The following is a 14004-nucleotide window of genomic DNA, read 5'->3' as shown; positions in this document are numbered from 1 at the left end:
ATGCTAGCATAGGCCCATAAAGAGATACATAAAAACAAAGTATAATATTTATTGTGTATCATATTGATGTAGGCGGTTATGCGTTACCCGGCTTGCCGTCTTCCAATAACGATAACAACCGCAAGGAGCCTCAAATGAAAGTGTATTCCATTGACGGTATTACGCCTGTCATTGATCCAACCGCCTTTGTTCATCCCAGTGCCGTCCTGATCGGAGATGTCATCATCGGGCCACGCTGTTATGTAGGCCCGGCCGCCTGTCTGCGTGGTGATTTTGGCCGTCTGGTGCTGAAAGAGGGCGCCAATATCCAGGATACCTGCGTCATGCACGGTTTTCCGGGCACGGATACCGTGGTGGAAGAAGATGGCCACATCGGCCATGGTGCCGTGCTGCATGGCTGTGTCATCAAGCGCAACGCACTGGTCGGCATGAACGCCGTGGTGATGGACGGAGCTGTCGTGGGCGAGTCCTCGATTGTGGCGGCCATGGCATTCATCAAGGCTAAGTTCGAAGTGCCTGAACGCACTCTTGCGGCCGGTTCGCCGGCACGCATTGTGCGCCAGTTGAGCGATGAAGAGATTGCCTGGAAAACGGCCGGTACCGGTCAGTATCAGGATCTGGCGATCCGCAGCCTCAATACCATGCAGGCCGTTGAGCCGCTGACCGAGGTCGAGCCTGACCGCAAGCGCCTCGACTTTAATGGTGAGGTGGTTCCACTGTATCAGGTAAAAGAGCAGCGCTGATCGATCGCGGCCGGTTCGACCGGCCGTGATCAACCTTATTCGTTACTCTTCGCTGAATTGGGGCCAGTACTGCTTCACGACCGGGCCGCGGGTATCAAAGGTATGGCAGGTGTTGAGCATGGGCGGTCGACCGCCTCCCTGAGCCCCGAAGTCTTCACGCTTTTCGCGTTCGTTATGCGTGGTCTGGTAGGCGGTTGTGGCCAGTACACCCAGCATTTCCAGCAGGTGCGTGCAGCCCTGAGTCCCGCCCAGCAGTTCACGGGTCAGTCGAGTAAAGCCGGGGGCGATACGGTGGCCGATCAGCTTGCGAAAGCTGTCCGCAATCTGCGGGCAATGTCGGAACGGGGTGTAATCCATGCAGGCCTGGACATCGAGAATATTCAGGTCGTAATCGATGGTCAGGCGCAGCGCCATCTTGTGCAGTGGCTCACCTGCGGGGATAACGCCATCATTGCGTTCTGCTACCTGTAGATCAAAGCTCTTGATATCGATGAGCTCGCCTTCAATGTCCCATAAACCGTCATTGCGCTTGTAGCCGTTACAGGTGACATAGCGCGTATGGAGCGGCTCACGCTCGACAGGCGGTGGCAAGGGCATAGGTATGTACCTCGAAAAATCAATTCGGCGGAATCAGAGTCCGCCGAAGCGTTTGTAAAAGCGGGGGGCCGGTTCGGGCAGGGGGCCGTCGGCGGTTTCCTGGGTTTCGGACAGCCATTGGTCCGCCTGAGCATAAATTAGCCGGTAGATGTTCCGACACAGAACGCGTGCAGAGGTGCCGGCCCAGTCGGCAGGCAGCAGTTTCTCCGGCAATAGCGGATCACGCAGTAACAGGCGCCGGTAGTGGTGGATCAGGAGTGTACGCAACTGGAAGCATTGCTCAGGTTCAAGCTCGTCCGCAGACTTGATGGCACGCAGGATTGGGCGGAAGCGGTCCAGAAACTGTTGGTAGTCCTCTGCCAGTTGCTGCAGGTTCCAGCACTCATGTACCAGCTGCTTCAGGGCTTCTGAGGTATCACTGCCAACCATCTCAGAGCGCATGTGAATGACTTCGTTCTGTACGCACAGCTCTTGGAGGGTGTTGTTGAGCTCAAGAGTGTCCGCCATGGGGTGTGCCATGATGCTGGGGGCGATGTTGCCGAAGCCTTGCCACTCCAGTTCCTTTTTTAACACCTTGCGCAGCTCGTTATCGAGTTGATTGCCCAGCACCATGTCCCATTTGCCGTCCCATTCCGGATACAGCTCAGCGTAGATACGGCGGAAGGCGCTTTCAAAGCGGCGGCGGCCGGAGTCGGTCAGGCTATAATAGCTGCGTCGCCCAATTTGGTTGGAGGTCAACCAGCCGTCCTTGGTCAGACGAAAAATGGACGTGCGTACCAGACGCTGATTGAGTCCCAGCGGTTCCAGCAGATTGATGAGGCTGCCCAGCCATACGGTCCCGCCACGCGGCGCAATGGCATCACCGAAAATGGTAATGATCAGTGACCCGCCACGAATGGGCCTTTGTTCATGGAACTCTTGTACGAGTTCTTCGATGCAACGTATTTTGGTCATGCCTCGGTCTGTTGTCGTACTCATGGCTGTTCGTCGTATGCGCTTGAAACAGAGACTGGAACAGCAGGCTGGAAGTTTCGGGCATCTGCCATGGGGTTCTCAATGAGGCTGCCCCCTGCATCAGCCATGTCATGACACACACTATACCAAAATCAGACGGCAAAAGTGTGTCATAAATACCCGCTTCAAGGTGTCCATTCGTATGATAAGGATCGTCTTCGGTTGCGGGTTGACGAATTCAGATAAAAAGTTGAATCCCCTTGTCCTGCAAAACCTATCCATACTAACCCTTTAGTATTCTGTTTAATAAGGTTTTGTCCAAGTGGTTCGAGTCCTGGTCAGTGTGAGGGATAGCGGCTTATTTCGAGGAAATAGGGTCTTTTGTTGAAAGTTGATTACCAAATCCTTAACATAAAAAGGACTATTACTGTAAGGGAGTGTGTTTTGAGTAATCAAAAGATTGCAATTTTAGGTGCGGGTCCCAGTGGTTTGGCGCAGCTGCGTGCATTTGAAGCAGCCCGTCGTGCAGGTGTTGAAAACCTGCCGGAAATCGTATGTTACGAAAAGCAGAATGATATCGGTGGCATGTGGAACTACACATGGCGCACAGGCCTGGACAAGAACGGTGAGCCTGTCCACGGCAGCATGTATCGTTATCTCTGGTCCAACGGACCGAAAGAATGTCTCGAGTTTGCCGATTATTCCTTTGACGAGCACTTCGGCCGTGCGATTCCATCGTACCCGCCCCGTGCCGTGCTCAAGGATTACATCATGGGACGAATCGACAAACAGGCCATCCTTAAATATATTCGTTTCGAATGTCCGGTTCGTTGGGTTGCCTATGACGAAGCAACCGAGAAGTTCACCGTGACGGTCATGAACCACAAGACCGGTGAGCAGGAAGTCGACGAGTTCGACTACGTCGTCGTCGCGACAGGCCACTTTTCCACGCCGAACATGCCGTATTTTGAAGGCGTTGAGCGATTCCCGGGCCGCGTTCTGCATGCGCACGATTTCCGTGATGCGTTGGAATTCAAGGGCCAGGATATCCTGCTGGTCGGTGCCAGCTACTCGGCGGAAGACATTGGTTCCCAGTGCTACAAGTACGGTGCCAAGTCGGTCACGATCAGCTACCGCAGTAATGCGCTGGGCTTCGAGTGGCCGGAAGGCATGGAAGAGCGTCCGTTGGTAACGCATCTTGATGGTGATGTGGCCCACTTTACTGATGGCACAACCAAGCGTTTTGACTCTATCATAATGTGCACAGGTTATCTGTTCCACTTCCCGTTCTTGCCGGATTCACTTCGTCTGCAGACACACAACTGCCTGTATCCGGATAACCTGTACAAAGGTGTGTTCTTCCAGAATAACACCAAGCTGATTTATCTGGGCATGCAGGACCAGTACTTCACCTTCAACATGTTTGATGCTCAGGCATGGTTTGCACGTGATGTTATGCTGGGCCGCATCCAGTTGCCTGAAGCTGAACAGCGTCGTGCGGACATGGATCAATGGCTGAAGCGCTACGACGGCTGCAGCAGCTGCAGTGACTCCATTGACTTCCAGGCCGGTTATATCCGTGAGTTGATCGACCAGACCGACTATCCGGATTTTGCTGTTGAAAAGCAGGCCGACTTGCTCAAGCAGTGGCAGCTGGACAAGAAGGAAGGCATCATGACCTTCCGCGAGAAGACTTATCGTTCAACCGTGACCGGCACTCTGGCGACCGAGCTGCCGAGTTCATGGCTGGACATCAAGGATGATTCTTTGGAAGGTTTTATGTCGCTGAGTTTCATCGAGCGACAGGAGAAGCTGGAGCACGAAGCGGAAACAGCCTGATAGGCTGCAGTGAGTGCTTGCTGAACGCTGAAGCAAAAGCCCCGGTTGCCTTGGCACCGGGGCTTTTTCGTTCAGGTCTCACGCCCGATGGGGGATGCAATCGAGTGTAAGTAGCCCAGGACCTCATCACGGTTGCCGCGGAAGACAACGCGGGCCTGCTGGCGCTCGCTTTGGAAGTGATACATGGGATCGTAGTACTCATTCAACAGGGCGGCGATCCAGTCCCGATGCCGACCGGCCTCGCCCGACTGCTGTTGTTGCGCCAGAGCCTCGTCCATGATGGCGGCCAGACGTTGATAGCGCTCGTGCCCGAGTCGCTTGACGATATTCTGCAAGCTTCGACGCAAGCGAGCCGCAAAGGCGTTAAAGCCCTCTGCCGAGCCGTAAAGCTGAATAAACTCGGCGGACAGGTCAATGACATAGTCCTGCAGGATGCGCTCGATGCGCATGTCCAGCGGTTCTTCCAGCCACACCAGCGGCGAGTCAACAAAGCGCTGGTGCAGACGCAGTGGTACATGACAGCTGCCGATGGCACGATTTTCGTCTTCGATCACGAAATGATCGACGCCAGCATCACGCTTGCGCAGCAGATCGATGGCCAAGCCGTTTTCGAAATTGATCTGTGTCGGCTGTGGCAGGGCATGGCGCCCAAAGCTGGAGCCGCGATGGTTGGCATGGCCTTCAAGGTCCAGTGCCGTCTCGAGCCGGTGCAGCAGTTCGGTCTTGCCGCAACCGGTCAGGCCACCCAATTGAGTGAAGCGACAGCTCTCTGCCGCATCATCCAGGGTATCGATCAAGAAACCGCGCAACGCCTTGTAACCACCGGTAATCAGTGGGTAATCAATACCGGCTTCATGCAGCCATTGTTGGACCGTGTGAGAACGCAGGCCACCGCGAAAGCAGTACAAATAGCCGTCGGGGTGGCGTCGGGCAAAGTCTGCCCAGGCGGCCATGCGCTCGGCCTTGATATCACCGCTGACCAATCGATGCCCGAGTCGGATGGCGGCGTCCTGGCCATGCTGTTTGTAGCAGGTGCCCACCTTGTGGCGCTCATCATCGGTCATCAACGGCAGGCTGTGACTGGTGGGGAAGGCGCCCTTGGCGAATTCGACCGGAGCGCGGGTATCCATTAACGCGGCACCGCTGAGAAAAATGCGGCGATAATCGGCGCTTTTCTCCGCCATCAGTACACCTCGACTGCATGATCAGTGGCAGCGATCAGCTCACCAATTGGGGACAGTTCCAGCGACAGTGCCCGGGCGCAGGCGAGAAAGTCCGCTTCGGCGTCAGGCGTTACGGCCACCAGCAGTCCGCCGCTGGTTTGCGGGTCACACAACAGCTGCTGTTGCGCCTCGGTGAGGGGGGCGACCCGATGGCCGTAGCTGGAAAAGTTGCGACCGGTGCCTCCGGGAATGCAGCCTGCCTCCAGGTAGTGATCCACACTGTCGAGGCGCGGCACGGCAGCAAAGTCCAGGCGTGCGGTCAGACTGCTGCCATCCGCCATTTCAACCAGGTGTCCGAGTAAACCGAAACCGGTGACATCGGTCATGGCGCGCACGCCATCCAACTCTGCAAAACGCTGACCGGCACTGTTCAGGGTGCACATGAGATCGCGTGCCACGCCGACATCCTCGGCACGCAGTTTGCTCTGTTTTTCAGCCGTGGTCAGAATGCCGATGCCCAGCGGCTTGGTGAGATAAAGTCGGTTGCCGGCTTCGGCACCATCATTGCGCTTGAGCTGCTTTTTACTGACCTTGCCCGTCACGGCCAAGCCGAAGATCGGCTCGGGCGCATCAATGGAGTGTCCGCCCGCCAGTGGCATGCCGGCCTGGTCGCAAACGCTGCGAGCGCCACGAATCACTTCGCCCGCCACTTCGGCCGGCAGTAGATTGATCGGCCAGCCCAGAATGGCAATGGCCATCATCGGAGTGCCGCCCATGGCGTAGATATCGCTAATGGCATTGGTGGCGGCGATACGGCCGAAGTCGTAAGGGTCATCGACAATCGGCATGAAAAAGTCCGTGGTCGAGACAATGCCGGTCTCGTCATCGATAGCGTATACCGCAGCATCATCCCGTGACGCATTGCCCACCCACAGGTGAGGGTCCAGGGTCTGGCTGCCGCTGCCGGCGAGGATGGTGTCGAGGACGGCGGGTGAAATCTTGCAGCCACAGCCGGCGCCATGACTGTACTGGGTAAGGCGAATGGGTTCTTGCATCAATCAACCTGTCTGTCGGGAAATGCGGAGTATGGTACACCAAAAGTGAACGGCAGCCGGGGGGCGTAGCGCAACCCGGTGTTGTGCGTCATCAGGCGCGTGACAGGAATTTGCCGGTTTCAGTATTGATTTTCACCTTTTCACCGGCCTCCAGGTATTCGGGCACTTGCAGTTCCAGGCCGGTCGCAAAGCGGGCCGGTTTGGTGCGGCCGGTTGCGCTGGCTGCTTTCATGCCCGGCACGGTTTCGACTATTTCCATGATGACGGTGGACGGCAGCTCAACGGCAAGAATCTCACCGTCCACCAGCAGTGCCATAATGTCGTCCAAGCCGTCCATCAGGAAGGGCAGCTGGGCTTCAATGGCTACGCTGTTGAGCATGTACTGACTGTAATCCTCGCTGTCCATGAAAGTGTAGAAATCACCTTCCTGGTACAGAAAAGACACCTTGCGGCGCTCCAGGGCGGCATCCTTGATCATTTCATCGCCGGTAAAGGTCTGCTCGAACTTGCCGCCGGCGGGCAGCTTGTTGAAACGCATGCGGTACAGTGTTTTGGCACCGCGTGCGGTCGGGCTACTGATATCAATCTGCTGTACCAGCATGTACTGTCCGTTGATTTCAACCAGATTACCGCGTTTGACATCAGCCGCTTTGGGCATGGCAAGGCTCCCTACAATCAAGTCATTAACAATGGCGCCATTGTAGGAGAAAGCGGCTGCAGGGCAAGCGTCAGGTGCCAGTTTGTGTCGTGGAACCGTGCGCCGTACACTGCCGTTTTGCCTGAATATGAGAGAGCCATGATGAGCACAGAAACAACCGGTGCTTACCCGGTCAACCGCCACGCCGATTACCACGCCCATCTGTACTTCGATGCCGATACGCTGGCGCATGTACAGGTATTGTGTGAGCGCATCAGCCGGGAGTTTGGCCTCAAGGTGGGGCGCATTCATCAGAAGCCGGTTGGTCCACATACCCGCTGGAGTGTACAGGTCATGTTCACCGCCGCAGATTTTGACTGTTTCATCCCCTGGCTGGAGGCACAACGCGGCCCGCTGGATGTGTTAGTGCATGGCGTGACCGGTGATGAGTACAGGGATCATACTGACCACGCTTATTGGCTGGGCACTCCGGCGGCGCTCGATTTGTCAATCTTTACTGCACCGCCGGGCTGATCAGCTGATGCGGCGGGTGAGGCCGGACTCATTAATGATACGGGTGGCGATTTCTTCAATGGAAAAATTGGTGGTGTTTATACACTTGATATTTTCCTTGGTGAACAGGCGCTCCACTGTACGTACTTCAAAATCGCACTGGTCAAGGGATGCATAACGGCTGTTAGCGCGGCGTTCGTGGCGTATGGCCGCCAGTTGGAAAGGATCAATGGTCAGACCGTACAGCTTGTGACGATGTTCCTGCAGGACGTCGGGCAGACGGTTGGCTTCCATGTCCTCTTCGGTGAGCGGGTAATTGGCCGCGCGGATGCCGAACTGCAGGGCCATGTATAAACAGGTCGGTGTCTTGCCGCAACGCGATACGCCTACCAGAATGATATCGGCCTTGTCATACTGGCGCGTACGGGCGCCGTCATCGTTGTCCAGCGCAAAGTTGACTGAGTCGATGCGGTCTTTGTAGCGCTCCATCTCATTGATGGCATGTGACTTGCCGACCGAGTAGGAGGAGTGGGTTTCCAGTTCCGATTCCAGTGGCTTGAGAAAGGTGGAAAAAACGTCGATCTTGAAGCCGTTGCAACTCGCCAGCAGGTTGCGAATTTCGTCATTGACGATGGTGTCGAGCACGATGGGCTGCTTGCCATCTTCTTCCGCTTGCTGGTTGATACGAGCGACGACGGCCTCGGCCTTTTCGATGGTGTCGACATAGGGCAGGGTGATCTTTTCAAACCGTATTGCTTCAAACTGCGAGAGCAAACTGTTGCCGAGCGTTTCGGCGGTAATGCCGGTGCCATCCGAAATGAAGAAAGCCGTGCGTTTCATGTAGCGGTCCTGATTGTCGACAATATTGCGGGTGTTCCCTTAGGGACAGGACGCTACTTTAGCAGAAAATAACGCCCAAGTTCTTGTAGTTAAATTACATTTTGTTCAGGCCAAGATTTTTTCAATATTCTGCAGTATTATCACGTTTTCGGTGAAAACAATAATAATGATCCTTATGTCAAACGGCTCAGACTCAGGAGAATTGGCTTTGCAGGATTACGTACTGCGCCTCGAACAGGCGGGCATGGGAGATGTCGACAAAGTAGGTGGCAAGAATGCATCTCTCGGCGAGATGATCCACCAGCTCAGTGATGCAGGTGTGCGTGTGCCCGGCGGTTTTGCCACCACCGCGCAGGCCTACCGTGACTTTTTGGCGCAGAGCGGCCTTGCCGATCGCATCAATAAGGCGCTGAATGAACTGGATGCGGATGACACCCGTGCCCTTATCGAAACCGGCAGTCAGATCCGTCAGTGGATAATGGACGCGGATTTCCAGCCGGAGCTGGACAAGGCCATCGACGCAGCCTGGGCCGAAATGACTAACGGTGACGAGATCGCCGTGGCCGTGCGCTCCTCCGCCACCGCCGAAGATCTGCCGGATGCTTCTTTTGCCGGTCAGCAGGAAACCTTCCTCAATATTCGAGGCCTGAACAACGTCAAGCAGGCGATCAAGGAAGTGTTTGCCTCTCTCTACAACGACCGTGCCATTTCTTACCGTGTCCATAAGGGTTTCACCCATGCGGAAGTGGCACTGTCGGCCGGCATTCAGCGCATGGTACGTTCTGAAACCGGTTCGTCCGGTGTCATGTTTACCATGGATACAGAATCTGGCTTCAACCATGTGGTATTTATCACCTCGGCCTATGGTCTGGGTGAAACCGTGGTTCAGGGTGCCGTCAACCCGGACGAATTCTACGTTTACAAGCCGACTCTGGCACAGGGCGCACCGGCCATTCTGCGCCGCACCCTGGGTTCTAAAGCGATCAAAATGGTGTATACCGACGATGGCAGCGCCGGTAAGGCCGTGGAAACCGTGGATGTGCCCAAGGTCGAGCGCAACACCTTCTCCATCAATGATGCCGATGTGGAAGAGCTGGCGCGCATTGCGGTCATCATCGAAAAGCACTATGGCCGCCCGATGGACATCGAATGGGCCAAGGACGGTGACGATGGCAAACTGTACGTGGTGCAGGCGCGTCCGGAAACTGTCAAGAGCCAGAACAAAGGCACCGTTATCGAGCGTTACTTGCTGAAGGAAAAGGGCAAGGTACTGGTCGAAGGCCGCTCTATCGGTCACCGGATTGGTTCCGGCCCTGTGCGCGTGGTCAGTGGTCTGGAGCAGATGCATGAAGTTCAGCCGGGCGATGTCCTGGTTACCGACATGACCGATCCGGACTGGGAACCGGTGATGAAGCGGGCATCCGCCATCGTCACCAACCGTGGCGGCCGTACCTGTCATGCGGCCATCATCGCCCGTGAACTGGGTATCCCGGCGATCGTCGGCTGTGGCGATGCCACCGAAAAACTGACCGACGGCCAGGAAGTGACCGTATCCTGCGCCGAAGGTGACACCGGCCGTGCCTATGAAGGCAAGCTGGCATTCGAACACCAGAGCAACAGCGTCGAGTCCATGCCGAGCCTGCCGTTCGACATCATGATGAACGTGGGCAACCCGGACCGCGCCTTCGATTTCCAGTCGCTGCCCAACGCCGGTGTCGGCCTGGCACGTCTGGAGTTCATCATCAACCGCATGATCGGTGTGCACCCGAAAGCGCTGCTGAACTTTGATGACCAGCCGCGTGACGTCAAGCAGATCATCGAGCGTCGTATCGGTGGCTATGCTTCACCGGTCGACTTCTACGTCGACAAATTGGTCGAAGGCATCTCTACTCTGGCGGCGGCGTTTTATCCGAAGAAAGTGATTGTGCGCATGTCCGACTTCAAGTCGAACGAGTACGGCCACCTGATCGGTGGCGATCGTTATGAACCGAGCGAAGAGAACCCGATGCTGGGCTTCCGTGGCGCGGCACGTTACATCTCCGACAACTTCCGCGATTGTTTCGAGTTGGAGTGCCGTGCCCTCAAGCGCGTGCGCGACGAAATGAAGCTGACCAACGTGGAAATCATGCTGCCGTTCGTGCGCACGCCGGGCGAAGCCAAGCAGGTGGTTGAGCTGTTGGAAAACAACGGGCTCAAGCGTGGTGAAAACGGCCTGCGCCTGATCATGATGTGCGAGATTCCGTCCAACGCGCTGCTGGCGGATCAGTTCCTGGAATACTTCGATGGATTTTCCATCGGCTCCAACGACCTGACCCAGCTGACCCTCGGCCTGGACCGTGATTCCGGCATTATCGCGCATCTGTTCGACGAGCGTAACGAAGCGGTCAAACGCTTGCTGGCCATGGCGATCGAAGCTTGCCGCAAGCAGGGTAAGTACGTCGGCATCTGCGGTCAGGGTCCGTCCGACCACCCGGATCTGGCACGTTGGCTGATGGAGCAGGGGATCAGCAGCGTTTCTCTGAACCCGGATTCCGTGCTCGATACCTGGTTCTTCCTGGCGAACGAAAAAGCCTGAGGCTTTAAAAGGTCGTCAGTCAGTGTTTGATGGCTGACTGAAAAACACCCGCCCGGGCTTGCCTGCGCGGGTGTTTTTGTCTGGAGCTGCAGGTATGCCCGATGGATAAGCTCGTAGGTTGGTCATTGACGGTGGCCCGATCAGCAGAACAACGGAATAGAGTATCGAGCTTCAACCCGTTTGGTGGTGTGGCCGTGTCGTTTGGTGGTGTGGCCGTGTCGACACGCTGATGCGCGCTCTCCATGATGATCTGACAAAGTGTGCGAGGTAAGTGTATGTCTAACGATAAGGTGGTGTATTTTGGCGCGGAGGGTCAGCGGCACCGTGAGCGCAAACAGCACGAGCGTAAAGAAAGTCGTGCGGATGCCATCCGTGCGCGATTTTCGGCTGCCTTGCCGGCCGCCAAGGCCACGCCGGTGAAGGATTATTTCAACAAGAAGCGTGCGAAGAAAAAGCGTTGAACGCGAGCCGGTTTGGATTGGGCGGGTCCATCAAGACCAGGCTGTGAATCGATATCATTGCCGGGCATCAGGCCATGTGTTGCCGGGTTGCGGGGGAGAGAAGGGCGAGGTGCCCCGTCTTAACTGAGCGGTGCCTTGCCAACTTGATGGGGGCGGCGTTGAGCCGCCCTGTGTTGGTGTGTTAAATCATCGTAAACAGCTCAGCCTCGGGCAGGCGGGACTTGGGCAGGCTGGCGTTGAAGTCGTCTTGGTGGCGGTAGCCCAGTGCCACGGCGGCAACGGCGGTGAAGCCATTTTGAGTCAGATTGAACTCGTCGTTCAACGCAGCCGTATCGATACCTTCGATCGGTACGGCGTCGATGCCTAGGCTGGCGGCGCCGAGTAGCAGACCGCCCATGTTGAGGTACACTTGTTTTTCGGACCAGTGCTGCACATCGTCAAAGGTATCGCGGTGCAGGCCGACAAACATGGAGCGTATCTGGTGCGTCATGGTCTTCTGCTCATCCTGCTCGAAACGGCCATCAGCGTCTTCGGTTTCTAGCAGGTGCTGCAGGTAGTCATCCTCAACGCTGGTGCGGGCGCAGAAGAGCACAACATGTGAAGCATCCAGGATCTTGCGTTCATTGGCCTGAAACACGCCTTGAGTTCCCCTGGTCAGGCGCCGCTTGCCGGCAGCGGTGGCGGCCACAATGAAGTGCCAAGGCTGGGAGTTGACGCTGGAGGGGCTCAGTCGCAGGGCGCTTATCAGTTGGTCGATCTTGTCTTGAGGTATAGTACGCTGTGCGTCAAACACTTTGGTGGAGTAACGGGTTTGCATGGTTTCAGTAATGTTCATCGGGGTTGACTCCGGTTGATCAGATGAATGCAGTCTTCACTTAATGGGGGCGAGGGAGTGGCTTGCAAGTGTCGTCGGCTGTGACACCCGGTTGAAGCGGTTGCGACGTTTTGTCACGGCCGAGGAGTGGGAACCCATGTAAATCATTTGTGTCTGATGGAGCTGTTGCTTAATATGACAACCAAAATACCGAGCATGCTGGTTCCGGTTTGAATGGCTGATTGTTATGGATGATTCCTCTGCCGAAGGTATGGCAAATGTTCTGGTGCATCGCACCAATGAGATCACGGCCCTACTGGGCACAATTGCACAGCGTGAGCAGGACCTACAAAAGCAGCTCAGGCTCTTTGCCGCGTTTCTGGATGCCTTGCCCAACCCTATTTTCGTCAAGGATGACCACGCTGTTTTCATTGCCTGTAACCGGGCATATGAAATGGCGTTCGGAATTGATCGGGATGATTTTATTGGCAAGACAGTGCTCGATCTGGAGTACTTGCCGCTTTCCATGCGGACCCGTTTTCAGCAGGACGACTGTGACCTGTTGAAAGCACGTGGTGAAACCCGTGAAGAAATTGAACTGCCTTTTGTCGATGGTTCGCTGCGTACTGTGCTTTATCAGCGCAAGACCTTCAGTCTTGGTGAGGGGATGGGCGGTGGCATGCTGGGGTTGATCGTCGATATTTCCCAGCGCAAGCAGGCGGAGGATTTCGAGCGTTTTCGCAGCCATATTCTGGAGATGCTGGCAGCAGGTGCCGAGCTGCAACCATTGTTACAGGTGGTGGTGAGCGGGATTGAAGCGCTCCACCCACACATGGCCTGTGGCATCATGCTGGCCAATGATGAGGGTACAGAGCTGTTCAGCGCCGCTTCCGGCAGTTTGCCTGTGTTTTACACCGAGGCCATCAATGGTACCCCTATCGCGGAGGGGGTGGGCTCCTGTGGTACCGCCGCCAGTACCGGAAAGCGTGTGGTCGTGGAGAATCTGGCGACCCATCCTTACTGGCAGTGTGTTGCGGACCTGATCAAGCAGACCGACCTGGCTGCCTGCTGGTCCCAGCCGGTACGTTCCAGCAGCGGCGAGGTTTTGGGTACCTTTGCCATTTATCATCGTACACCTGCAGTGCCGACTGGCGCTGAGATCAATCTGATCGAGCATGCTGCGCGTCTGGTCAGTATTGCCATCGAGAAAACCCGTGCCGAACAGACCATTCGCAAGCTTGCGTTCTACGACGTGCTAACGGGTTTACCAAACCGACGTCTGCTGGATGAGCGCCTGCAGTATGCGCTTGCTACCGTGCGCGGGGCCGGCGGTAGCGGTGCGTTGATGCTACTGGACCTTGATAACTTCAAGCCGCTGAATGATCGTTTCGGGCATGAAGTAGGTGATCTGTTGCTCAAGGAGTTGGCGCACCGTCTGCAGGGCGTAATGCGTCGCACGGATACCGTGGCACGGCTGGGGGGAGACGAGTTCGTGGTGGTGGTGGATGGCCTCAGTGAAAATGTGGAGGAGGCGCGGGAGCAGGCATTGGCCATTGCTGAGGATGTGCGCCGTGTAGTTGCTCAGCCATTTATGCTGTCTGTTCCGTGCACGTCCTGGGCTGGCAAGCGCATTGAACATTGCTGCACCTCCAGTATTGGCGTGCTGCTGTTCAAGGGGGAAGCCAAAAGCCAGGCCAGCCTGTTGCGGCTGGCGGATGAGGCCATGTATCAGGCAAAAGAAGCCGGTCGTAACCGGGTTTGCCTGTATGAGGGTCACTCGGCAGGGGCATGATGGAAGCAATCTCGGGTATAC

13 protein-coding genes are annotated in these 14004 nt (G+C 56.2%); 6 read left to right on the top strand and 7 right to left on the bottom strand.

What is annotated here, in order from left to right; translation table 11 throughout:
• Positions 1–134 precede the first annotated feature (134 nt).
• Positions 135–743 (top strand): phenylacetic acid degradation protein PaaY, encoded by a 609-nt coding sequence (gene paaY / locus KTN04_RS02070; RefSeq protein WP_217333550.1) that lies wholly within the window; start codon positions 135–137, stop codon positions 741–743.
• 42 nt (positions 744–785) lie between these two features.
• Here the strand turns inward: paaY and KTN04_RS02065 are convergent, their stop codons facing one another.
• Both KTN04_RS02065 and paaX read right to left on the bottom strand, forming a co-directional pair.
• A complete protein-coding gene (locus KTN04_RS02065; RefSeq protein WP_217333549.1) occupies positions 786–1340 on the bottom strand; it encodes a DUF2889 domain-containing protein in 555 nt (184 codons plus the stop codon).
• A gap of 33 nt (positions 1341–1373) precedes the next feature.
• Positions 1374–2318, bottom strand: a complete 945-nt coding sequence (paaX, locus tag KTN04_RS02060) for a phenylacetic acid degradation operon negative regulatory protein PaaX (protein ID WP_407659233.1) — start codon at positions 2316–2318, stop codon at positions 1374–1376.
• 420 nt (positions 2319–2738) lie between these two features.
• Here paaX and KTN04_RS02055 point away from each other — a divergent pair, with 420 nt between their 5' ends.
• Positions 2739–4133, top strand: coding sequence for an NAD(P)-binding domain-containing protein (locus tag KTN04_RS02055; RefSeq protein ID WP_217333548.1), 1395 nt, complete (start codon positions 2739–2741; stop codon positions 4131–4133).
• Between the two features lie 71 nt (positions 4134–4204).
• Here KTN04_RS02055 and mnmH read toward each other — a convergent pair whose 3' ends face one another.
• From mnmH to efpL, 3 genes are all read right to left on the bottom strand, one after another.
• Positions 4205–5317 (bottom strand): tRNA 2-selenouridine(34) synthase MnmH, encoded by a 1113-nt coding sequence (gene mnmH, locus KTN04_RS02050; protein WP_217333547.1) that lies wholly within the window; start codon positions 5315–5317, stop codon positions 4205–4207.
• Positions 5317–6351: a selenide, water dikinase SelD gene (selD, locus tag KTN04_RS02045; RefSeq protein WP_217333546.1), complete on the bottom strand. Its 1035-nt coding sequence runs from the start codon at positions 6349–6351 to the stop codon at positions 5317–5319. Before selD ends, mnmH begins: the two co-directional genes overlap by 1 nt.
• A 91-nt stretch (positions 6352–6442) precedes the next feature.
• A complete protein-coding gene (gene efpL, locus KTN04_RS02040) occupies positions 6443–7009 on the bottom strand; it encodes an elongation factor P-like protein EfpL (protein ID WP_217333545.1) in 567 nt (188 codons plus the stop codon).
• 141 nt (positions 7010–7150) lie between these two features.
• Here efpL and KTN04_RS02035 point away from each other — a divergent pair, with 141 nt between their 5' ends.
• Positions 7151–7522, top strand: coding sequence for a DOPA 4,5-dioxygenase family protein (locus tag KTN04_RS02035; RefSeq protein ID WP_217333544.1), 372 nt, complete (start codon positions 7151–7153; stop codon positions 7520–7522).
• On the opposite strand, the gene ppsR is transcribed toward KTN04_RS02035, so the two are convergent.
• The gene (ppsR, locus tag KTN04_RS02030) at positions 7523–8341 is read right to left on the bottom strand and encodes a posphoenolpyruvate synthetase regulatory kinase/phosphorylase PpsR (RefSeq protein WP_217333543.1); all 819 of its coding nucleotides are present in this window, start codon (positions 8339–8341) and stop codon (positions 7523–7525) included.
• A gap of 244 nt (positions 8342–8585) precedes the next feature.
• Between ppsR and ppsA the strand changes: the two genes are divergently transcribed.
• Positions 8586–10916, top strand: coding sequence for a phosphoenolpyruvate synthase (gene ppsA, locus KTN04_RS02025; protein ID WP_407659237.1), 2331 nt, complete (start codon positions 8586–8588; stop codon positions 10914–10916).
• 275 nt (positions 10917–11191) lie between these two features.
• Complete coding sequence (locus tag KTN04_RS02020) at positions 11192–11377, top strand: tRNA (uracil-5-)-methyltransferase (protein WP_217333541.1); 186 nt, start codon at positions 11192–11194, stop codon at positions 11375–11377.
• Positions 11378–11558: 181 nt separating this feature from the next.
• Here KTN04_RS02020 and nfsB read toward each other — a convergent pair whose 3' ends face one another.
• The gene (gene nfsB / locus KTN04_RS02015; RefSeq protein WP_217333540.1) at positions 11559–12212 is read right to left on the bottom strand and encodes an oxygen-insensitive NAD(P)H nitroreductase; all 654 of its coding nucleotides are present in this window, start codon (positions 12210–12212) and stop codon (positions 11559–11561) included.
• A 226-nt stretch (positions 12213–12438) separates the two neighbouring features.
• Here nfsB and KTN04_RS02010 point away from each other — a divergent pair, with 226 nt between their 5' ends.
• Positions 12439–13983 (top strand): diguanylate cyclase domain-containing protein, encoded by a 1545-nt coding sequence (locus KTN04_RS02010; protein ID WP_217333539.1) that lies wholly within the window; start codon positions 12439–12441, stop codon positions 13981–13983.
• Positions 13984–14004 lie beyond the last annotated feature (21 nt).

This window comes from Marinobacterium weihaiense (genome assembly GCF_019061305.1).
Classification (GTDB): domain Bacteria; phylum Pseudomonadota; class Gammaproteobacteria; order Pseudomonadales; family Balneatricaceae; genus Marinobacterium; species Marinobacterium weihaiense.
The sequence above is the reverse complement of the archived record's forward strand: the minus strand, read 5'-3'. Positions and strand labels throughout refer to the sequence as shown.